The sequence below is a fragment of the Streptomyces clavuligerus genome (assembly GCF_005519465.1).
In the GTDB taxonomy this organism is placed as follows: Bacteria; Actinomycetota; Actinomycetes; order Streptomycetales; family Streptomycetaceae; genus Streptomyces; species Streptomyces clavuligerus.
In genome coordinates, this window is record NZ_CP027858.1 from 3,037,345 (window position 1) to 3,060,110 (window position 22,766).

At 68.9% G+C, this 22,766-nt stretch carries 11 protein-coding genes and 3 rRNA genes; 8 read left to right on the forward strand and 6 right to left on the reverse strand.

All coding sequences use genetic code 11. The features are described from left to right. Positions 1–249 precede the first annotated feature (249 nt). The 5 genes from CRV15_RS12700 to CRV15_RS12720 are packed head-to-tail and all read left to right on the forward strand — an operon-like array spanning position 250 to position 7,062. Positions 250–1,104: a DUF8175 domain-containg protein gene (locus CRV15_RS12700; protein ID WP_003961237.1), complete on the forward strand. Its 855-nt coding sequence runs from the start codon at positions 250–252 to the stop codon at positions 1,102–1,104. Next, positions 1,094–2,458, forward strand: coding sequence for a hypothetical protein (locus CRV15_RS12705; protein ID WP_003961236.1), 1,365 nt, complete (start codon positions 1,094–1,096; stop codon positions 2,456–2,458). Before CRV15_RS12700 ends, CRV15_RS12705 begins: the two co-directional genes overlap by 11 nt. Beyond that, positions 2,455–4,020, forward strand: coding sequence for an SCO6880 family protein (locus tag CRV15_RS12710; protein WP_003953572.1), 1,566 nt, complete (start codon positions 2,455–2,457; stop codon positions 4,018–4,020). Before CRV15_RS12705 ends, CRV15_RS12710 begins: the two co-directional genes overlap by 4 nt. Before the next feature lie 14 nt (positions 4,021–4,034). Beyond that, the gene (locus CRV15_RS12715; protein WP_003953574.1) at positions 4,035–5,474 is read left to right on the forward strand and encodes an ATP-binding protein; all 1,440 of its coding nucleotides are present in this window, start codon (positions 4,035–4,037) and stop codon (positions 5,472–5,474) included. A gap of 1 nt (position 5,475) precedes the next feature. Beyond that, positions 5,476–7,062: a type IV secretory system conjugative DNA transfer family protein gene (locus tag CRV15_RS12720; protein WP_003953575.1), complete on the forward strand. Its 1,587-nt coding sequence runs from the start codon at positions 5,476–5,478 to the stop codon at positions 7,060–7,062. 171 nt (positions 7,063–7,233) lie between these two features. Here the strand turns inward: CRV15_RS12720 and rrf are convergent. The 4 genes from rrf to CRV15_RS12745 all read right to left on the reverse strand — a co-directional run bounded on the left by rrf (position 7,234) and on the right by CRV15_RS12745 (position 13,650). Then, a 5S ribosomal RNA gene (rrf, locus tag CRV15_RS12725) occupies positions 7,234–7,350 on the reverse strand. Positions 7,351–7,425: 75 nt separating this feature from the next. Beyond that, a 23S ribosomal RNA gene (locus CRV15_RS12730) occupies positions 7,426–10,551 on the reverse strand. A gap of 284 nt (positions 10,552–10,835) precedes the next feature. Then, positions 10,836–12,363 (reverse strand): 16S ribosomal RNA (locus CRV15_RS12735). The 16S, 23S and 5S rRNA genes sit together here, the layout of an rRNA operon. Before the next feature lie 711 nt (positions 12,364–13,074). Further along, positions 13,075–13,650, reverse strand: coding sequence for a MarR family winged helix-turn-helix transcriptional regulator (locus CRV15_RS12745; protein WP_003961235.1), 576 nt, complete (start codon positions 13,648–13,650; stop codon positions 13,075–13,077). A 150-nt stretch (positions 13,651–13,800) separates the two neighbouring features. Here CRV15_RS12745 and CRV15_RS12750 point away from each other — a divergent pair, with 150 nt between their 5' ends. Then, a complete protein-coding gene (locus CRV15_RS12750) occupies positions 13,801–15,066 on the forward strand; it encodes an MFS transporter (protein WP_003953580.1) in 1,266 nt (421 codons plus the stop codon). Between the two features lie 94 nt (positions 15,067–15,160). Here CRV15_RS12750 and CRV15_RS12755 read toward each other — a convergent pair whose 3' ends face one another. Both CRV15_RS12755 and CRV15_RS12760 read right to left on the reverse strand, forming a co-directional pair. Beyond that, complete coding sequence (locus CRV15_RS12755; protein WP_003953581.1) at positions 15,161–16,975, reverse strand: ATP-binding SpoIIE family protein phosphatase; 1,815 nt, start codon at positions 16,973–16,975, stop codon at positions 15,161–15,163. A gap of 170 nt (positions 16,976–17,145) precedes the next feature. Continuing rightward, the gene (locus CRV15_RS12760) at positions 17,146–18,591 is read right to left on the reverse strand and encodes an NAD(P)/FAD-dependent oxidoreductase (protein ID WP_009997033.1); all 1,446 of its coding nucleotides are present in this window, start codon (positions 18,589–18,591) and stop codon (positions 17,146–17,148) included. A gap of 325 nt (positions 18,592–18,916) precedes the next feature. Here CRV15_RS12760 and CRV15_RS12765 point away from each other — a divergent pair, with 325 nt between their 5' ends. Together CRV15_RS12765 and CRV15_RS12770 are read left to right on the forward strand one after the other, a co-directional pair. Next, entirely contained in the window at positions 18,917–19,735 is an 819-nt protein-coding gene (locus CRV15_RS12765) for a TetR/AcrR family transcriptional regulator (RefSeq protein WP_003953584.1), read from the forward strand. A gap of 180 nt (positions 19,736–19,915) precedes the next feature. Continuing rightward, on the forward strand, positions 19,916–22,192 hold the full coding sequence (locus CRV15_RS12770; RefSeq protein ID WP_078566365.1) for a sigma-70 family RNA polymerase sigma factor: 2,277 nt from the start codon (positions 19,916–19,918) through the stop codon (positions 22,190–22,192). Positions 22,193–22,766: the final 574 nt, after the last annotated feature.

Sequence of the window (22,766 nt, forward strand, 5' to 3'; positions counted from 1 at the left end):
CGACCCCTCCCGCTTCTCCACTCCCCTCGTCCGCGGCCCCGCTCCGGACCTCCTCCGGAGCACCCCTGGCCTCCTCCCCCCGTGCCCGGCCCACCCTCAGAGGTTGTGTCTCCCGATGTCGAGTCACCACACCGCGCACGCGCGCCGAGCGCGGCGGCTACCGTCGTCGTATGACCCCGTGTCATACGACACGGAGCCGTACGTGGCCGGGGGACGACTGCCCCGGCCGAGCGAGGGGAAGTACCCGGGATGAGCCTCGGCGACGAACACGGACACCGCGACGGGACGGGCGGCCACTGGGACGACGGTTTCGGCGGCACCGGACAGACCCGTACCCGGCTGCCCGGCGCCGCCGACCCCGACGCGTACGCCGCCCGCCGCCCGCCGCGCACCTCCCGTTCCATGCTCGCGGTGGTGGCGGTCGTCGTCCTGCTCATCGCCGCCATCGCATTCGTGAACAGAGGCGACGGCACCGGGGACGACTCCGCGGACTCCCCGAAGTCCCGCCCGGGCGCCGCGGCGACAGCGGCCAGCGGGGTCACCCCCGTCAAGGGGAGGACCGAAGGCGTCCCCACCGGCTACGCGCGCGACGAACAGGGCGCGCAGAGCGCCGCCGCCAACTACACGGCGGCCCTCGGCTCCGACGGCATGTACGACAGCGAGCGGCGCGGGCGGATCGTCGACACCGTCTACACCCGTGGGGCCGCGCGGGAGCGCCGCGCCGCCCTGGACAAGGTGTACGGCGAGGAGTTGTTCGCCGAGGTCGGACTGCGGCCCGACGGCACCGCTCCGCCCGGGCAGACCTTCGTCAGCCGCTTCACCCCGCTCGGCTCCAAGGTCGAGCGCTACAGCGACAGCGCGGCCACCGTCTCCGTCTGGTACACGGCGCTGTTCGGCATGGCCGGCGAGACCTCCAAGAACCCCGTCACCCAGAGCTGGTACACGTACACCTTTCAGCTGAAGTGGGCCTCCGGCGACTGGAAGGTCGCCGACTACGCCCAGAAGGACGGCCCCGTCCCGGTCGGCCGTGACCAGACCGCATCCGGCGCCAAGGAGATGGCCGATGCCGTGCAGCAGTTCGGCGGATACACGTATGCCCGCTAGCCGACGCCGCGTCCTTTCGCTCACCGCCGCCCTCGTCTCGCTCCAGGCCACGGCGGTGGTCCTGGCCTCCCGTGCCGCGGCGGAACCCACCCCGACCCCCTCGACCTCGGGCAGCCCGTCCCCGGGCGCGTCGCCCGGCGGCGACTCCCGCTGCGAACTCCTCTCCGGACCCGTCCGCGACCGCTGCGAGAACGGCGAGAGCGGCGGCGGCACCCAGTCCGGCGGGCTCGACCCCACCAGCGCCGCCGACCCCCTCGGCGCGCTGGGCCGCGCCTGCGCCGAAGCCGCCTCCTGGACCGTCGACACCCTCTCCAAGGCGGTGAAGTCCACGGCCACCGTCGACTTCACCAACCCCACCTTCATCTCCCAGTACGCCATCGTCTTCGCCGCCACCACGGTCCTGACGCTGCTGCTGTGGCTCCTCGCCGTCGCCAAGCGCGCCATCCGCGGCGTCCCGTTCACCACCGCCGTCTCCGAGGCCATCGGCTTCCTCTGGCTGACCGTCCTCGCCTCCGCCTTCACCCCGCTGGTCCTCTACACCCTGGTCTCCGCGACCGACAGCGTCACCGAGGTCATCACCGGCGGCACCGACGACCAGACCGAGCAGTTCTTCGGGAACTTCTCCGCCGCCCTCAAACAGGGCAACGGCATCGGCGGCGGCCCGATCATGCAGATCGTGGTCTCCCTGGTCACCATCGTCGCGGCGGGCGTGCTCTATCTGGAGCTGTTCATCCGCGCGATCGTGCTCTACGTCGGAGCCCTCCTCGGCGTGGTCGTCTACTCCGGTCTCGTCGACAAGAACATGTGGGGCAACGTCCGCCGCTGGGCGGGCATCATGATCGCGATCATTCTGGTGAAACCGGTCATCGCGATCGTCCTCGGACTGGCGGGCGCCCTCACCAACAGCGCCGACAACGACGCCATCTCCTCCATCGTCTCCGGACTCGCGATCATCATCCTGGCCATCGTCGCCTCGGCGATGATCTACCGCTTCGTCCCCGGCTTCGGCGACGAGATCATCGCCTCCCGGAACAACCGCCTCCAGGGCGGGGTCGAGAACCGTGCCGCGGCCGTCATCAGCTCCCCCGCCGCCCTGGTCTCCCAGGGCATCAAGACCCACAGCGCCCGGGGCAACCCCGGCGAGGGCTCCGCCGGAGGCGGCGGCTCCACGGCCCCCCGCCCGGCCAACCCCGTGGGCGGCGGCATGGCCGCCCACAGCAGCCGTCCCGCGGGCACCGCCTCCGGAGGCGCGGGCCCCGCACCCGGCGCCGCGGCACCCCCGCCGCGTAACCCAGGACCCGCCACGAGCACCCCGCACAGCAACCGCAACACCACAGGAGGTGCAGGGCGTTGACGACCCCGTCCCACACCCTCACGCCCCGCCGTACCTATCTCATCGGCCGCGCCAGGCCGAACGCGATCATCGGCAAGAACCGTGAGACCGGCGAAATCGCCCTGATCGTCGTCGGCGCGTTCCTCGGCATGATGTGCGGGCTGCTCGTCCCGGTGCTCCCCCTGCGGATCGCGCTGCTCACGGGCTTCCCGATGCTCGCCCTCGCCGCCGTGTACGTCCCGTACAAGCAGCGCACCTTCTACAAGTGGTTCGAGATCAACCGCAGCTTCAAGCGCACCGTGCGCTCCGCCGGTTCCGTCTACCGCTCCGGGGCCGTCGAGGCCGGCACCCGGCTCGACGGCCGCGAGATCGAGATCGGCCCGCCCCCCGGCATCGGCCGCATCAACTGGCTCGCCGCCCCCTTCGGCCCCGACGAGATCGCCGTCCTCCTCCACGCCGACCGGCGGACCGTCACCGCCGCCATCGAGATCGAGGGCCCCGGCGTCGGCCTGCGCGACAGCGAGGACCAGGAGGCCCTCGTCGACCGCTTCGGCACCCTCCTCAAGCACGTCGCCAACGGCGACGGCTTCGTGACCCGGCTCCAGATGCTCGCCCGCACCCTGCCCGCGGATCCCGACGCCCACGCCAAGGACGTCGCCCAGCGCGGCGACCAGGACTCCCCCCTGTGGCTGCGGGACTCCTACGACCAGCTCCAGTCGATGGTGTCCACCTCCAGCGAGCAGCACCGGGCCTACCTCGTCGCCTGTATGCACTACACCCGCGAGCTGGCCGCCGAGGCCCACGCCATGGCCCGCGCCGCCCGCTCCGCCACCCCCGGAACCAAGTACCGCAGGCTCGACAAGGACGCCGGGCTCGCCGTCGTCATGGCCCGTGAACTGACCGACATCTGCGCCCGGCTCGCCGAGGCCGACATCCGGGTCCGCCAGCCGCTCGGCCAGAGTCGGCTCTCCTCCCTCGTGCACTCCATGTACGACCCCGACCACCCCGTCGACCACATCCAGGCCATGACCAAGCGGAACGCCTGGCCCGCCGAGCTGGACGCCCTGGAGCCCACCTACCTCCAGGCCAAGACCCGCGAGTCCTCCACCCGCGCCCCCTGGTGCCACGCCACCGCCTGGGTGAAGGAGTGGCCGATGACCCCGGTCGGCGTCAACTTCCTCGCCCCGCTCCTCGTCCACACCCCCGATGTGATCCGTACGGTCGCGGTCACCATGGACCTCGAACCGACCGAGGTCGCCATCGAGCGGATGCTCACCGAGAAGACCAACGACGCCGCCGACGCCAGCCGGGCCGCCAAAATGAACCGCACCGTCGACCCCCGCGACGTCGCCGCCCACGGCCGGCTCGACCAGCGGGGCGAAGACCTCGCCAGCGGCGCGGCGGGCGTCAACCTCGTCGGGTACATCACGGTGTCGTCGCGTTCCCCCGAGGCCCTGGCCCGGGACAAACGAACGATCAGGGCCTCGGCCGGAAAGTCCTATCTGAAGCTGGAATGGTGCGACCGCGAGCACCACCGGGCCTTTGTGAACACCTTGCCGTTCGCGACCGGCATCCGCCGTTAGGGGCCCTGATCCTGATGCGTGATCCGCTGACCGCCGTCACCGAAACCTTCACCTCCTTTGTGTTCGGCAAGGTGGAGACGCTCCGGCTGCCCGTCCGCACCTCCACCGGGCAGGCCCAGGCCGTCTATCTGCCGACCGCGGCCCCCGGCCTGGGCGACTCGGGAGTGATCATCGGCCGCGAGGTCTACAGCGGAAAGGGCTACATCTACGACCCCTTCCAGCTCTACGGCCAGCAGCTCCCCGCCCCCCACTGGCTGGTCCTCGGCGAGTCCGGAAACGGCAAGTCCGCGCTGGAGAAGACCTACGTCCTGCGCCAGCTCCGCTTCCGGGACCGGCAGGTCGTCGTCCTCGACGCCCAGGGCGAGGACGGCGTCGGCGAATGGAACCTGATCGCCCAGCAACTGGGGATAATCCCCATCCGGCTGGACCCGATGACCGCCCTCGACGGCGGCATCCGGCTCAACCCGCTCGACCCGTCGATCACCACCACGGGCCAGCTCGCCCTGCTGCGCACCATCATCGAGGTCGCGATGGGCCACGGCCTGGACGAACGCTCCGGCTTCGCCCTCAAGGTCGCCCACGCCTATGTCAACGAGACCATCACCAACCGGCAGCCCGTCCTCACGGACATCGTGGAACAGCTCCGCCACCCGGAGTCCGAGTCCGCGGAGGCGATGAACGTCGACATAGACGATGTACGGGCCTGGGGCCTCGATGTCGCCCTCGTCCTCGACCGTCTCGTCGACGGCGATCTGCGCGGCATGTTCGACGGGCCGACGAGCGTCGGCATCGACCTCGACGCCCCCCTGATCGTCTTCGACCTCTCCCACATCGACCGCAACTCGATCGCCATGCCGATCCTGATGGCGATCGTCGGCGTCTGGCTGGAGCACACCTGGATCAGACCCGACCGGAAGAAACGCATCTTCCTGGTCGAAGAGGCGTGGCACATCATCAACTCCCCCTTCGTCGCCCAGCTCTTCCAGCGGCTGCTGAAGTTCGGCCGCCGACTCGGCCTCTCCTTCGTCGCCGTCGTCCACCACCTCTCCGACGTCGTGGACGGAGCCGCCGCCAAGGAGGCCGCCGCGATCCTCAAGATGGCGTCCACCCGAACCATCTACGCGCAGAAAGCGGACGAGGCACGGGCCACCGGCCAGGTCCTCGGACTGCCCCGCTGGGCCGTCGAGATCATCCCGACCCTGACCCCCGGCATCGCCGTCTGGGACGTCAACGGCAATGTCCAGGTCGTCAAACACCTGATCACCGAGGCGGAACGGCCCCTGGTCTTCACCGACCGGGCCATGACCGAGTCGTCCGCCCCCGCCGTACCGGAGCTGTCCGAGGAGTTGCAGGCCGCCGAGTGGGAGGCCGAACAGCGCGCCACCCTGATGGAACGCCACCAGTACGGCCCCGGCGGCACCGCGTCCGACCCCTCCGAGTCGACGGTGGCCTGAGATGCGCGACCAGCGGCGGTACCGTGAGCCCGGCCCGTCAGGCCGGGCCGGGAGCGGGGGAGTCCCCGACGGACTGCTGCTGGGCATCATCGGCCTCGGGATCTGCGTCCTGCTGGTGACCTGGACGGCCACCGGACTCGCGGCCCTCCTCGCCCATGGCTCCTGGCCGGACGGCGTCACCTTCGGGAACACCCCACCGGCGCTGCGCTCGCTGGTCTCGGCCCCCCAGGACCTGCCCGCGGCCTGGCCCGCGGCCCCCGCCGGGGCTCTCTCGGGGTACGGGCTGTTCTGGGGCCTCGCGATCGGCGAGCTGATGGTGCTGGCCGTGCTGGGCGTCTTCCTGGTGGGCACGGTGGCCCGCTGGAAGGCCGTACGGGCCACCAGGTCCGCCACGTCCGCGTCCCTGTCCACGTCCGTGTCCGCCGAGGGCGCCGAGGCCGCTTCCCGGGCCACGGCACCGCCGCCGAGCACCTCTGCGGCGTCTTCCGCCGCCCCGCCGCCCGCGCCTTTCGGGGCCTTCCCGCAGCCCTCGTCGGCCGCGGACGGCCCACCGCCGGTCGTCCCACCCGTACCGCGGCCCGTCGCACCGCCGCCGGTGCCGAAGGAGCCGCCCCGGCCCGCTCCCATGGCGCCCGTGGCGGTCCCGGCCGTCCTGCCCCCGCCCCGCGCTCCGCGGGTGCTGTACGGGGCTCCAACCGTCCGCAGGCCCGCCGCGGTTCAAGCCATCCTCGACGCCGAGGGCCCCGCCCTCGTGATCACCTCCGACCCGGGCGTGTGGGCCGAGACCAAGGACACCCGCGCCAAGCTGGGGCCCGTTCTCGTCTATGACCCGGGGCATCTCTGCGACACCCCCGCCCGGCTCCACTGGTCCCCGACGGCAGGCTGCGAGAACGACGATGTCGCCGCCGCCCGGGCCACCGCGCTCCTCGCCCCCGTCCGCCCCCGCGCCCTGCTGGACGCGGCGATGGCCGACAACGCCGAGACCCTGCTGCGCTGCTGGCTGCACGCGGCGGCCATCGACAACCGCCCGTTCAAACAGGTCCACCGCTGGGCCCAGGGCACGGGCTCCCAGGACGCCGTCCGGGTCCTGCGGACGAACCCGAAGGCCACAGGTGGTCTCGCCGGGCTTCTCGAAGCCGCGCTGACCGCCCACCCCGAACGCCGGGAGGTCGCCCAGCAGCTCGTGGCACGAGCCCTCTCCGCCCTCTCATCGGTGCATATCCGCCAAGCGTGCGCCCCGAACCGAACTGATGCGCTCACCCTGGAATCATTTGCGGATGAAGGGGGAACGCTCTACCTGGTGGGTGAGTCCATCGAGGACCCGCGATCCCGCCCCGGAGCTATGCCACTGCTCACGGCACTGGCAGCAGACGTGGTCGAGCACGGCCGCCGCATGGCCGCACGGTCATCCGCCGGCCGGCTCGACCCACCAATGAGCCTCGTCCTGGACGATGTCGCCGCCGTGGCCCCGTTCCCCCGGCTTCCCGAGTTGCTGTCCACGGGCGCTGAGTACGGCCTTCCGACGCTCGCTCTTCTCCGCTCCGCCGAACAGGCCCGCGCCCGCTGGCCGGAGCCCCTGGAGCACTGAGACGACCGAGACCGCTGAGCTGCTCGACCACGCAGGGGCCGGGCGGCTCGGAAGGGGTTACGGGGAGGGGTTGGCATGGCCTGGCCTGACAGGGCCTGGGAAAGGCCGGAAAAAGGGTCTGGAAACGCGAAAGGCCCCGCACCATACGGTGCGGGGCCTTCCCCAAAAATTGTTCGGCGGCGTCCTACTCTCCCACAGGGTCCCCCCTGCAGTACCATCGGCGCTGAAAGGCTTAGCTTCCGGGTTCGGAATGTAACCGGGCGTTTCCCTAACGCTATAACCACCGAAACACTATGAAACAATCAACAAACCAGCAATAGGTTGTTCGTGGTTTCAGAACCAACACAGTGGACGCGAGCAACTGAGGACAAGCCCTCGGCCTATTAGTACCAGTCAACTCCACCGGTCACCCGGCTTCCATATCTGGCCTATCAACCCAGTCGTCTACTGGGAGCCTTACCCCATCAAGTGGGTGGGAGTCCTCATCTCGAAGCAGGCTTCCCGCTTAGATGCTTTCAGCGGTTATCCCTCCCGAACGTAGCCAACCAGCCATGCCCTTGGCAGGACAACTGGCACACCAGAGGTTCGTCCGTCCCGGTCCTCTCGTACTAGGGACAGCCCTTCTCAAGACTCCTGCGCGCACAGCGGATAGGGACCGAACTGTCTCACGACGTTCTAAACCCAGCTCGCGTACCGCTTTAATGGGCGAACAGCCCAACCCTTGGGACCGACTCCAGCCCCAGGATGCGACGAGCCGACATCGAGGTGCCAAACCATCCCGTCGATATGGACTCTTGGGGAAGATCAGCCTGTTATCCCCGGGGTACCTTTTATCCGTTGAGCGACGGCGCTTCCACAAGCCACCGCCGGATCACTAGTCCCGACTTTCGTCCCTGCTCGACCCGTCGGTCTCACAGTCAAGCTCCCTTGTGCACTTACACTCAACACCTGATTGCCAACCAGGCTGAGGGAACCTTTGGGCGCCTCCGTTACTCTTTAGGAGGCAACCGCCCCAGTTAAACTACCCATCAGACACTGTCCCTGATCCGGATCACGGACCCAGGTTAGACATCCAGCACGACCAGAGTGGTATTTCAACAGCGACTCCACGAACACTGGCGTGCCCGTATCACAGTCTCCCACCTATCCTACACAAGCCGAACCGAACACCAATATCAAACTGTAGTAAAGGTCCCGGGGTCTTTCCGTCCTGCTGCGCGAAACGAGCATCTTTACTCGTAGTGCAATTTCACCGGGCCTATGGTTGAGACAGTCGAGAAGTCGTTACGCCATTCGTGCAGGTCGGAACTTACCCGACAAGGAATTTCGCTACCTTAGGATGGTTATAGTTACCACCGCCGTTTACTGGCGCTTAAGTTCTCAGCTTCGCCAGAACGAATCCTGGCTAACCGGTCCCCTTAACGTTCCAGCACCGGGCAGGCGTCAGTCCGTATACATCGCCTTACGGCTTCGCACGGACCTGTGTTTTTAGTAAACAGTCGCTTCTCGCTGGTCTCTGCGGCCACACCCAGCTCACCAAGCACGTTGGATCACCAGACATGGCCCCCCTTCTCCCGAAGTTACGGGGGCATTTTGCCGAGTTCCTTAACCATAGTTCACCCGAACGCCTCGGTATTCTCTACCTGACCACCTGAGTCGGTTTAGGGTACGGGCCGCCATGAAACTCGCTAGAGGCTTTTCTCGACAGCATAGGATCATCCACTTCACCACAATCGGCTCGGCATCAGGTCTCAGCCTTAATGTGTGACGGATTTGCCTATCACACGGCCTACACCCTTACCCCGGGACAACCACCGCCCGGGCTGGACTACCTTCCTGCGTCACCCCATCGCTTACCTACTACCACCTCGGGTCGTCGGCTCCACCACTCCCCCTCACTCCGAAGAGATCAAGGGCGGCTTCACGGACTTAGCATCAGAGGATTCGATATTGGGCGTTTCAAAGCGGGTACCGGAATATCAACCGGTTGTCCATCGACTACGCCTGTCGGCCTCGCCTTAGGTCCCGACTTACCCTGGGCAGATCAGCTTGACCCAGGAACCCTTAGTCAATCGGCGCACACGTTTCCCACGTGTGTATCGCTACTCATGCCTGCATTCTCACTCGTGAACCGTCCACCACTGCCTTCCGGCGCGGCTTCACCCGGCACACGACGCTCCCCTACCCAACCCAGCACCCGTTGGGGCTATCTGCTGGATTGACACGACTTCGGCGGTACGCTTGAGCCCCGCTACATTGTCGGCGCGGAATCACTTGACCAGTGAGCTATTACGCACTCTTTCAAGGGTGGCTGCTTCTAAGCCAACCTCCTGGTTGTCTCTGCGACTCCACATCCTTTCCCACTTAGCGTACGCTTAGGGGCCTTAGTCGATGCTCTGGGCTGTTTCCCTCTCGACCATGGAGCTTATCCCCCACAGTCTCACTGCCGCGCTCTCACTTACCGGCATTCGGAGTTTGGCTAAGGTCAGTAACCCGGTAGGGCCCATCGCCTATCCAGTGCTCTACCTCCGGCAAGAAACACACGACGCTGCACCTAAATGCATTTCGGGGAGAACCAGCTATCACGGAGTTTGATTGGCCTTTCACCCCTAACCACAGGTCATCCCCCAGGTTTTCAACCCTGGTGGGTTCGGTCCTCCACGACCTCTTACAGCCGCTTCAACCTGCCCATGGCTAGATCACTCCGCTTCGGGTCTTGAGCGCGCTACTGAACCGCCCTGTTCGGACTCGCTTTCGCTACGGCTTCCCCACACGGGTTAACCTCGCAACACACCGCAAACTCGCAGGCTCATTCTTCAAAAGGCACGCAGTCACGAGGATACGAGTAAACTCGCATCCCGACGCTCCCACGGCTTGTAGGCACACGGTTTCAGGTACTATTTCACTCCGCTCCCGCGGTACTTTTCACCATTCCCTCACGGTACTATCCGCTATCGGTCACCAGGGAATATTTAGGCTTAACGGGTGGTCCCGCCAGATTCACACGGGATTTCTCGGGCCCCGTGCTACTTGGGTGTCTCTCAAACAAGCCATGATCATTTCAGCTACGGGGGTCTTACCCTCTACGCCGGGCCTTTCGCATGCCCTTCGCCTATAACCATGGTTTCTTACTTGTCTCACAGCCGGCAGACTGTGAAAGAGAGATCCCACAACCCCGCATGCGCAACCCCTGCCGGGTATCACACACATACGGTTTGGCCTCATCCGGTTTCGCTCGCCACTACTCCCGGAATCACGGTTGTTTTCTCTTCCTGAGGGTACTGAGATGTTTCACTTCCCCTCGTTCCCTCCACACTGCCTATGTGTTCAGCAGCGGGTGACAGCCCATGACGACTGCCGGGTTTCCCCATTCGGAAACCCCCGGATCAAAGCCTGGTTGACGACTCCCCGGGGACTATCGTGGCCTCCCACGTCCTTCATCGGTTCCTGGTGCCAAGGCATCCACCGTGCGCCCTTAAAAACTTGGCCACAGATGCTCGCGTCCACTGTGCAGTTCTCAAACAACGACCAACCACCCGCCACCCCACCACAACATGGTGAGTTCACCGGGGCCGGCAACCGAAGACACTGGCAGAAGCCCGTGCCCTCAGACACCCAACAGCGCGCCCGGCCCAGCAGACCCCACCCCATCCACGTTCCACGCCGAAGCAGTACTAGTGAAAGAAGCAGACCCTACTGTGCCGAATAGTCAACGTTCCACCCATGAGCAACCGTGCGAGACATTCGCTCGCATCCGGCCATGTGCTCCTTAGAAAGGAGGTGATCCAGCCGCACCTTCCGGTACGGCTACCTTGTTACGACTTCGTCCCAATCGCCAGTCCCACCTTCGACAGCTCCCTCCCACAAGGGGTTGGGCCACCGGCTTCGGGTGTTACCGACTTTCGTGACGTGACGGGCGGTGTGTACAAGGCCCGGGAACGTATTCACCGCAGCAATGCTGATCTGCGATTACTAGCAACTCCGACTTCATGGGGTCGAGTTGCAGACCCCAATCCGAACTGAGACCGGCTTTTTGAGATTCGCTCCACCTCACGGTTTCGCAGCTCTTTGTACCGGCCATTGTAGCACGTGTGCAGCCCAAGACATAAGGGGCATGATGACTTGACGTCGTCCCCACCTTCCTCCGAGTTGACCCCGGCGGTCTCCTGTGAGTCCCCATCACCCCGAAGGGCATGCTGGCAACACAGGACAAGGGTTGCGCTCGTTGCGGGACTTAACCCAACATCTCACGACACGAGCTGACGACAGCCATGCACCACCTGTACACCGACCACAAGGGGGGCACTATCTCTAATGCTTTCCGGTGTATGTCAAGCCTTGGTAAGGTTCTTCGCGTTGCGTCGAATTAAGCCACATGCTCCGCTGCTTGTGCGGGCCCCCGTCAATTCCTTTGAGTTTTAGCCTTGCGGCCGTACTCCCCAGGCGGGGAACTTAATGCGTTAGCTGCGGCACCGACGACGTGGAATGTCGCCAACACCTAGTTCCCAACGTTTACGGCGTGGACTACCAGGGTATCTAATCCTGTTCGCTCCCCACGCTTTCGCTCCTCAGCGTCAGTAATGGCCCAGAGATCCGCCTTCGCCACCGGTGTTCCTCCTGATATCTGCGCATTTCACCGCTACACCAGGAATTCCGATCTCCCCTACCACACTCTAGCCTGCCCGTATCGAATGCAGACCCGGGGTTAAGCCCCGGGCTTTCACACCCGACGTGACAAGCCGCCTACGAGCTCTTTACGCCCAATAATTCCGGACAACGCTTGCGCCCTACGTATTACCGCGGCTGCTGGCACGTAGTTAGCCGGCGCTTCTTCTGCAGGTACCGTCACTCTCGCTTCTTCCCTGCTGAAAGAGGTTTACAACCCGAAGGCCGTCATCCCTCACGCGGCGTCGCTGCATCAGGCTTTCGCCCATTGTGCAATATTCCCCACTGCTGCCTCCCGTAGGAGTCTGGGCCGTGTCTCAGTCCCAGTGTGGCCGGTCGCCCTCTCAGGCCGGCTACCCGTCGTCGCCTTGGTAGGCCATCACCCCACCAACAAGCTGATAGGCCGCGGGCTCATCCTGCACCGCCGGAGCTTTCAACCCAAGGGCATGCGCCCCCGGGTGGTATCCGGTATTAGACCCCGTTTCCAGGGCTTGTCCCAGAGTGCAGGGCAGATTGCCCACGTGTTACTCACCCGTTCGCCACTAATCCCCCACCGAAGCGGGTTCATCGTTCGACTTGCATGTGTTAAGCACGCCGCCAGCGTTCGTCCTGAGCCAGGATCAAACTCTCCGTGAATGCTTCCAGGTAATCCTGGTCGACACACACGGGAGCGGAACCAGGAGCAAGGAATAATCACTCCCGGTCCACAGCGTCCTCGCTGTGTGCGCCCCCGCCACCCCACAGAGGGATGAAACGGAGGACTTTTTCAAAGGAACCTCATCCCGGAGCAGAAGCTCCCGGACGGGGTATCAACATATCTGGCGTTGACTTTTGGCACGCTGTTGAGTTCTCAAGGAACGGACGCTTCCTTCAGGCCCTTTTCACCAGGCCCTCCGGGCAGTTTCCCTTCGGTCTTTCTTGCCTTTCGGCGTTTCCAACTCTACCAGATCCTTTTCCCGCCCCCCGGTCTCCCGGGATTCGGACCTTCAGATCCAGCGGCCAGTTGGACCGGCCTTTCGCCTTTCGGCTGCTCCGACTTTATCAGATCCTTTCGGTCCTGATTCCCGGTCGAAATCGGGTTGTCTTTCCGGCCCTTCGGCCGTTCCGACGTCCCAAACTCTAGCGGATTTCCCGGGGGACTCCTAATCGAGTCCGTTCGAAATGGATTCGGACAGGCCGAAAAGCATCCCGGTCGGGAGATCGTGCAAAGTGTGGGTGCCGCGTTCGCGGCGGGATCGGCTGTCGCGGAAAATGGTTCCAGCCCGTGACAACTCGAAGAACCTTACGGACCGGTGAAGTCCGTGTCAACTCGCCTGGGCCGTCCGGGGAGCCGCCGTGGACGGCGGCCTAATCCAGGTCGGTGAGCCGCCCGCCGGCGTCCGGCTGGGTGTGTTCCACCCGGCGCAGCACCCGGATCAGCAGCTCCCCGAGAACCCCGCGCTCCTCGGCCGAGAGGTCCTGGAGGAGATCGCCCTCGAAGTCGGAGGCCATGCGCATGGCCTCCAGCCACTTCGTCCGGCCCTCGTCGGTCAGCTCCACGATCACACGGACCCGGTTGCTCTCGTCGCGGTCGCGGGTGACCAGGCCGTCCGTCGCCATCCGGTCGATGCGGTGGGTCATGGCCGCGGGGGTGAGCCCGAGGCGCTTGGCCAGTTCACCGGGGCCCATCCGATAGGGGGAGCCGGCGAGCACGAGGGTCTTGAGCACCTCCCACTCGGCGTTGCTGATCCCGAGGGTGGCGACCTGGCGGCCGTAGGCGACGTTCATCCGGCGGTTGAGCCGGCCGAGGGCCGACACCACCTTCTCGACCTGCGGGTCGAGATCCCCGTACTCGCGCTGGTAGGCGGCGATCTGCTCATCGAGGGTCGGCTCCTGGATCGCCGCACCCGTCACTGCTGGGCCCTCGGGGCTCGCGTTAGGCATACGGCGCAGTATGGCACGCGACTCATTGGCCTTGAAGTCCTTCAATGTGTATTGTTAAGGATCTAACTTTAGTGTTGAAGTCTTCAGGCTTCAGTCCTTCTCCTTCAGATCTTGAGGCAGGTGAGTGTGAGCAGGGTGGCGGGTGCAGCGATGCGCCGAATCCAGGCAGGGAACGCGCTGAGCGCGTTCGGACTCGGTTTCACGGTTCCGTATCTCTACGTCTATGTGGCGCAGACGCGGGACCTGGGCGCGACGACGGCCGGGGCCGTCCTCGGGGTCTTCGCCATGGCCGCGCTGGTCGCCCTGCCCTTCACCGGACGGGTCATCGACCGGAAGGGGCCCCTTCCGGTGCTGGTGGGAGCCTCCCTGCTGGCGGGCGCGGGCGCCGTGGCGATGGGCTTCGCGAGCAGTGTCGTCGCCGTGGTGTTCGCCGCCGCGCTGCTGGGAGCCGGTACGGCCGTCATGCAGCCGGCGCTCGCCACGATGATCGTCTGGTGTTCGGACCCCTCCTCCCGCACCCGTTCCTTCGCCCTCCAGTTCTTTCTGCAGAACCTGGGGCTCGGGCTCGGTGGACTGCTCGGCGGGCAGATCGTGGACAAGAGCAGGCCCGAGAGTTTTCTGCTGCTCTTCGGCATCGAGGCCGTGATGTTCCTGGTGCTCGCCGGGATCGGGCTCACCATCCGGCTGCCGCGCCCGGCGACCCCGGTGGGGGCGCCCGCGCAGGGCACGGCCAAGGGCGGGCTGAAGGCCCTCCTCGGCCACAAGGCCATGGTCCAGCTCTGTGTGCTCGGCTTCGTCCTCTTCTTCGCCTGCTACGGACAGTTCGAATCGGGTCTCGCCGCCTATGGCACGGAGGCCGCGGGCATCGAGCCCGCCACGCTCGGTACGGCCCTGGCCGCGAACACCGCCGTGATCGTGCTCGCCCAGTTCCTGGTGCTGAGGTTCGTGGAGCGCCGCAAGCGCAGCCGCATGATCGGCGCGGTTGGCCTGATCTGGACCGTCGCCTGGCTGCTGGCCGGGTACGCGGGCCTCGGTGAGGGCAGCCAGGCCATGGCCACGGCCGCCTTCATCGCGACCTACGCGCTCTTCGGGCTCGGTGAGGCGATGCTCGCGCCGACCGTCGCGCCGCTGGTCGCGGATCTGGCTCCGGAGTCGATGGTGGGGCAGTACAACTCCGCGTTCGCGCTGGTGAAGCAGTTGGCGCTGGCGATCGGCCCGGCCGTGGGCGGTCCCATGGGCGCCGCCTGGCACGCCCCGTACATCGTGACCTTCGTCCTGTTCTCGCTCGGTATCACCGTGCTGGCGGTGCGGCTGGGACGGCAGCTCACCCCCATGCAGAACCAGCCGTATCTCGCGGTGAAGACGCGCGTGGTGGCGCAGCACAAGCCGGTCGAGCAGGTGGGGACGGCGGTCTGACGCGCTGCGAGCCCCGTGGGGTCCTGCCCCGCGGGGCTTTCGCGTACCCGGCCCCTGCTGGACCGGGGCCGGTCCGGGGCCGGTGGCTGGACGGCTAGACGGGCAGGGCGAACTCGCACCAGACCGCTTTGCCGCCGCCCGGTGTGCGGCGGCAGCCCCAGGACGAGGCGATCGTCGCGACGATGGAGATACCGCGGCCCGACTCGTCCTCGGTCTCCGCCCTGCGGCGGCGGGGCAGATGGTCGTCGCCGTCGGTGACCTCGATGATCAGTCGGCGGTCGGTGCGGCGGAGCCGCAGCCGCATGGGCGGGGTGCCGTGCTGGAGCGAGTTGGCGACCAGCTCACTGGTGGCCAGCACACCGAGGTCGTGCAGTTCCGGGGAGAAGCGCCAGGAGGCCATCACCCCGGAGGCGAAGGCGCGGGCGCGCGGCGCGGCCTCGGTGCCGCCGAGCAGGTCGAGCGCGGCATTGTGGAACAGCTCGGCCGCCGGTCCGGTGCGGCAGGGGTGCTGGACCACGAGCACGGCCACGTCGTCGTCGTGGTCGGCGGTGACGCCCTGGGAGCGGAGCAGCCGGTCGCAGACGACCTGGGGGCTGCCCGCGGCCCCGGCGAGGGCCCGTTCCAGCGAGGCCACGCCCTCGTCGATGTCCTCCCCGCGCCGCTCGACGAGACCGTCCGTATAGAGGACGGCGCTGGAGCCGGGCGGCAGGGCGATGGTGCCGGAGCTGTGGAGCCAGCCGCAGGTGCCCAGCGGCGGGCCGGTGGGTTCGGCGGCGCGGCGGACCGTTCCGTCCTCGTCGCGCACCAGCATGGGGAGGTGTCCGGCCGAGGCGTAGACGAGCCGTCCCTCATTGGGGTCGTGGACGGCGTAGACGCAGGTGGCGATCTGGCTGGCGTCGATCTCGGCGGCGAGTCCGTCGAGGAGCTGGAGCACCTCGTGCGGGGGCAGGTCGAGTCTGGCGTAGGCGCGTACGGCGGTGCGGAGCTGGCCCATGACGGCGGCGGCGCGTACGCCCCGGCCCATGACGTCGCCGATGACGAGGGCGGTGCGGCCCGCGCCGAGGGTGATCACGTCGTACCAGTCGCCGCCGACGGCCGCGTCCTCGCTGCCGGGCTGGTAGGTGGCGGCGATCCGCAGGTCGTCGGGTTGCTCCAGCTCCTGGGGGAGGAGGGAGCGCTGGAGGGTGACGGCCATCTCGCGCTGGCGGCGCTCGCTGGCGCGCAGCCGCTCGGCGGCCTCGGCGTGGTCGGTGACGTCGGCCGCGAAGACGAGGACGCCGCTGCCGCGGCCGGGCAGTTCGAGCGGCAGACAGGTGACGGTGTACGAGCCGCCGGACGCGACCTTGCGCGATTTCACGGTACGGGGACGGCCGCTGCGGAGGACCTGGTCCATCAGGGGGTGGAGGCTCAGCTCGGCCAGCTCGGGGCAGGAGTCGGCGGCGCGGAGGCCGATGGGGCGGGGGCCGAAGGCCGCGGTGTAGGCGTCGTTGACATAGGCGACGCGGTGGTCGCTGCCGTAGGTGAGGACGACGAGGGCGGGCAGTCGGCCGAGGATCTCGCGGAGCGGTACGTCGTCGAGCGCGGGCGCGGTGGGCAGCGGGGCGGCGGCGCCCGGTGGGCCGGCGGGGTCACCCGCGGCCGGGGCGGTGGCGGGCGCGGTGCCGACGGCGGAGGTCTCCGGGCCGTCGGCGGCGGTTGGGGCCGGGCAGTCGGCCTCGTCGTGCGCGGTCTCGCCCCGGGCGGCGGGGACCGGGCTCTCCCCGCGTCCGTCGGCCCTGCCGTCTCCCCGGTCACCGGCGTCCCGCTGGGCCGGGCGCGGTGGTGCCGTGGAGATTCCTCGGTCGGACCTCCGCGCTGCGGCGCGGCGCTGCGTACCGGGGAGCCTTGCGCTCCAACGCGTGAAGTTCACTGACTTTCTAGCCTCAATGGTTGTCGCCAAGGGTCACAGGGGTCACTCTGTGCAAATGTGAGCCCACCTATGGTCACACGTCCAGTGTGACCGAACGTACTGACAGCCGGTGTCGTCCGGAGGTCCACCGGGCCCCTTTCGGGGGTGGCGGCGGGCTCCGCGTTCCGTTGTCAGGTGCTTCTGGGGCCGCCGCCGCCCGATGGGGGCTTCGGCGTGTTCCGGCCGGTGCCGCCGCCCGCGGCCTGTTCGAACTCGGCGCGCGGGTGTTCCAGCGAGCCGAGAGAGACGATCTCCCGTTTGAAGAGTCCCGAGAGGGTCCACTCGGCGAGGATCCGGGCCTTGCGGTTGAGGGTGGGGACCCTGCTGAGGTGGTAGATCCGGTGCATCAGCCACGCGGGGTAGCCCTTGAACTTGCGCCCGTACACATGGGCGACGCCCCGGTGGAGGCCGAGGGAGGCCACGGAACCGGCGTTCCGGTGCGCGTACTCCTTGAGCGGCTTGCCGTGCAGGGACGCGGCGAGGTTCTCGGCGAGGACCTTGGCCTGGCGGACGGCGTGCTGGGCGTTGGGGGCGCACAGCGCGTCCGGGTCGTCGGACGTGATGTCGGGGACGGCCGCGGCGTCCCCCGCGGCCCAGGCGTGTTCCGTTCCCTCGACGGTGAGACGGGGGGTGCAGCGGAGTCGGCCGTGGCTGTTGCGGGGGAGGTCGGTGGCGGCGAGCAGCGGGGCGGGTTTGACGCCCGCGGTCCACACGACGGTACGGGTGGGGAAGCGGCTGCCGTCGCTGAGCCGGGCGATCCGGTTCTCGCAGGAGTCGAGCCGGGTCTCCAGACGGACGTCGATGTTGCGGGAGCGCAGCTCGCGGATGGCGTAGCCGCCCATCTCCTCACCGACCTCGGGGAGGATGCGGTCACTGGCCTCCACGAGAATCCATTTCAGGTCCGCCGGCTTGATGTTGTGGTAGTAGCGGGCGGTGTAGCGGGCCATGTCCTCCAGTTCGCCCAGGGCTTCGACCCCGGCGTAGCCGCCGCCGACGAAGACGAAGGTCAGGGCGGCGTCGCGGAGCGCGGGGTCACGGGTGGAGGAGGCGATGTCCATCTGTTCGATGACATGGTTGCGCAGTCCGATGGCTTCTTCGAGTGTCTTGAAACCAATGCCGTATGCGGCGAGGCCGGGGACGGGGAGGGTGCGGGAGATCGAGCCGGGGGCGATGACGAGTTCGTCGTACGTCAGCTCGGTGGCGCCGGTTCCCTCCTCCTCGGTGGCGAGGGTGGTGACGGTCGCGGTGCGTTTGGCGTGGTCGACGGCCGTGGCCTCGCCGATGATGATCCGGCACTTGCTCAGCACCCGCCGCAGCGGGACCACCACATGGGCCGGTGAGATGGAACCGGCCGCCGCCTCGGGGAGGAAGGGCTGATACGTCATATACGGGTCGGGCGTGATCAGCACGATCTCGGCCGCGCCGTGGGCCAGCTCCCCCTTGAGCCGGTGCTGGAGATGGAGGGCCGTGTACATCCCGACATAGCCGCCGCCGAGGACGAGGAGCCGCTTGCCACAGGGGCGCGCGGACGGCGGGGTGCCGGGGATCTGGCCCCGGGAGTCAGCTTCCTTCACCATCCCATGACGCAACGGTCCCCGGCGTTTGTCCACAGGCCCGGCAAATTGTGTGACCGGAGACGAGGGGCGGCCGGAATCGGCCGCGCTCTCGGGCCTTGGAGAAGGTGCGCAGGTCAGGGGCGGCGGAGGGGTCGGACGCGCAGGGCGTAAACGGTAGCCTTCCGGTCCTTGCTCCGATCGGGGGGCGCTCCGTGCGGAACTACCCTCTTCTGAATTGACCCCAGCTCAACTATGTTCGTACCTCGTCGGGGTGCTTGGTCAAGGCGCGCCCGGCGGACCAGGTGGGGGGTCTCCGGGGGGAGACACAGTGACCGGGGGAACCCGTATGACCATTCATGATTCGCATTGGCAGGCTGCCGTTCCGCCGACCGCGGAGGCACAGGTGCAGAGCGGTGGCACGGGCAGCGACGGGAACGGGCGGGTGGGAGCGGGCGTGACCGGCCGCTCGGCTCCGCTGCGGGTGGACGCGCAGCGCAATCTTGAGCATGTGCTGCGGGCGGCTCGCGAGGTCTTCGGCGAGCTGGGGTACGGGGCGCCGATGGAGGACGTGGCGCGCCGGGCCAGAGTGGGTGTCGGGACGGTGTACCGCCGTTTCCCGAGCAAGGACGTGCTGGTGCGCCGAATAGCCGAGGAGGAGACCTCCCGGTTGACCGAGCAGGCGCGTACGGCGCTGGGGCAGGAGGAGGAGCCGTGGTCCGCGCTGGCCCGGTTCCTGCGGACGTCGGTCGCCTCGGGCGCGGGACGGCTGCTGCCGCCGCAGGTGCTGCGGGTGGGCGTGGAGCCGGAGGACACGGCCCGGGACGAGACGCGGGTGCCGCCGCAGCGGGCGAGTGTGCCGGGGGTGTCGGGCGGTCCGGGGGTGTCGGGTGCCGTCCAGCCGGAGCTGCGGATCGTCGGTCCGCAGACCGTCGCGGCCGACGGGGGTCAGGACGACGCCGGTGCGTCCGATCTGCTGGAGGTCGTGGGGCAGTTGGTCGACCGGGCGCGGGCCGCGGGTGAGCTGCGCGGTGATGTGACCGTCGCGGATGTGCTGCTGGTGATCGCGACGGCCGCTCCCTCGCTGCCGGACGCCGCGCAGCAGGCCGCGGCCTCGTCCCGGCTGCTGGACATTCTGCTGGAGGGGCTGAGACCCCGGTCGGGTTGACCCGAGGGCGTCGGCGCGGCCGGGCCGCGCGCGGATTTTCGATCACTTCTCCCCGGATTCCCCGGATGAGTGGTTGACACCGCCGGAGGTCCGCCGTGCGGTGGCCCGTGTGGCACGCTGGCCCGGTGTTCGGGTCAGAGGTGCTGACGGTGGCTTCCGCGATGATTGAGGGTTTCCGCGATGAGCGGTGACGGGCGGGACGCACGGGATGAGCCCGTGGGCGGCTCGGGCGGTACGGACGGCACGGCCGGAGCGGAATCTTCCGGGTTGCCCTCGCCCCAGGTACCGGGGCAGGGCGGGCCCGTCGGCCCCCGTGCGTCCGGTGGTTCCCACGCCGTCGGCGCTCCTCGTGGCCCCGGTGGCCCTCGTCCGCCGGTCGACCCCCGGATACCCGCCGATCCCCGGGTGCCCGTCGATCCCCGGGTGCCCGGTCCCGGTGGGCCGGGTGCCGGGACGGCCGGCCGTGGTGGCGCACCGGGCGGAGCGCATGGGGGCGGGCCCGTGGTACCCGGTCAGGGGACGGCCGGTGCCCGGGCGGACGACTCCCCCGGGTTCACCGCCGACGCCGCGGCGGAGCCCCGGGAGCCCTCCGTTCCGCCGCAGCGGGAGCGGGCCGGGAGCGGGGGAAGCGATTCGGTGCTGCCGCCCCCGCGCGATACCGGGCCGTCCGACGCCGAGCTGATCCAGCGGATGCGCGCCGGTGACGACAGCGCCTACGCGGAGCTGTTCCGGCGTCACTCGGACGCCGTACGACGCTACGCCCGCTCCTGCTGCCGTGACGCCCATACGGCGGACGACCTGACCGCCGAGGTGTTCGCGCGGACGCTCCAGGCCGTGCGCGGCGGCGCGGGGCCCGAGCAGGCGGTACGGGCCTATCTCCTGACCACCGTCCGGCGGGTGGCCGCCGGGTGGACCCGCAGCGCCCGGCGGGAGCAACTCGTCGAGGACTTCGCGCTGTTCGCGGCGGAGGCCGGGCGGGCGGTGGAGGTCTCCGCCGATATGACGCTGGACCTCGGCGCCGATGTGCGGGCCATGCGGGAGGCCGAACGGTCGCTGGCGGTGCAGGCGTTCCGGTCGCTGCCGGAGCGCTGGCAGGCGGTGCTGTGGCACACCACGGTGGAGGAGGAGTCCCCCAGCGAGGTGGCGCCGCTCTTCGGGCTGACCGCGAACGCCACCGCGGTGCTCGCGAGCCGCGCCAGGGAAGGGCTCAAGCAGGCGTATCTCCAGGCGCATGTGAGTTCCGCGCTCACCTCCGGCGGCGACTGCGCGCGCTACGCCGACCGGCTGGGCGCGTACGCCCGGGGCGGGCTGCGGATGCGGGCCGAGCGGGGGCTGCGCAAGCATCTGGAGGAGTGCGCCAAGTGCCGGCTGGCCGCGGGCGAGCTGGAGCACGTCAACGCCGGGATTCCGGCGCTGCTGCCGGTCGCCGTCATCGGCTGGTTCGCGGCGGGCTACTCCCTCAAGGCCGCCGGGATCGCCGCCGGAGGGGTCGCGGGCGCGGCCGGTGCGGGTGCCGCCGCCGCTGCCACGGGCTCGGGGGCGACGGCCGGTGGGTCCGGGGGCACGGCCGCCGGAGGCGCGGCGGCCTCCGAAGGGCTCGGCATGCCCGCGAAGGCGGGCATCGGCGCGCTGGCGGCGGTCGCCGCCGCGGCCGGGCTGGTGTGGGCCCTCACGGGCAGCCCCGGGGAGCCCGCGGAGCCCCGGGCGAAGCCGCCCGCCGCGCGGACCGTCGCACCGCCGGACCCGCCACCGCCGCCGAGGCCCGCACCGCCGTCCCCGAAGCCCGCGCCGAAACCGCCGCGGGCCGTGCCGCCGCCCGCGCCGAAGCCCTCTCCGGCGCGGCCGTCGCCGAAGCCGTCGCGTTCCGTGCCGCCGCGGCCCACCCCCCCGGAGCCGGAGCCGTCCCCGCCGCCGAAGCCGAAACCGAGGCCCGCACCGCCGAAACCGTCGCCGAGGCCGTCGCCCTCGGCGAGCGCACCGGCGCCGACGATGTACCGGCTCAGCCAGTTGCGCCACAGCCATGAGGGCGACGGCACGGGACCCGAGGTGCGCAGCGGTGCGAGCAGTTGGTTCTGGCAGCGGCCCGGGCTGTCGATCGGGGAGGTCCACTACCGGCACGGGGCCACGGTGCACGGCGCGTCGTCCGTCACCATCGATCTCAACCGCCGCTGCTCCCGCTACGAGGCCGCGGTCGGGGTCGACGACCTGATGACGGGCTGGGGCCCGGCGCGCTTCCCGGTGCGTTTCTCCGTGCGTTTCTCCGTGTACGGGAGTTCGGCGTCCGGCAAGGAACGGCGGCTGTGGAAGTCGCCCGTGGTCCGTTCGGGCGACCCGGCCGTCCGGCTCCGGGTGCCGATCACCGGCCGGACCTCCATCCGGCTCGTCGTCACCCCGCACACCCAGCTCGACACGGCGGTACTGGCGAGCTGGGCGCAGTCCGGCATCCGGTGCGCCTGAGCACGGCTCTGGTACGCCTGAGCACCCGTCCCCCACGGCCCACGCTCCGGTGCGCCTGAGCAACCGCTCCGCACGGCCCACCGCTCCCGGCGCTCCACACGTTCGGTGTCCGGGCGGCCCGTGTGCGGGCGGCCGTGGCCCGCTCGGGCGTCCGCCGGACGGCCGGTCCGCCGACGCGCCACGGCCTGCCGCGGCCCGGGTGCTCCCGGGCGACGCGTCAACAAGCCCTCGCGGCGGAGCCGTGCGGACGACCGCGTCCCGCGCACCCGGCTCGACACCGCGGTACTGGCGAGCCGGGCGCGGTCCGGCATCCGGTGCGCCCGAGCGGCGCTCGGGTACGTCTGGGTACAGCTCCGCACGACCCGCCGCTCCCCGTCGTCCGCACGGCCCGCCGTCCGGGCGTTCGTGGTCCGGGCGCTCCCGGGCGGTGTGTCGACGGGCCGCGCGGGCGACCGCGTTCCGCACGCCCTCGTATCCGTCGTCGGGCAGCCGGGGGGCGACTGTCGGGGTCCGGGCGCTCTCCCTCCGCAAGGGGTCGCCGGGGCGGGCGCGTATCCCCGTTCACCCGTTGCCC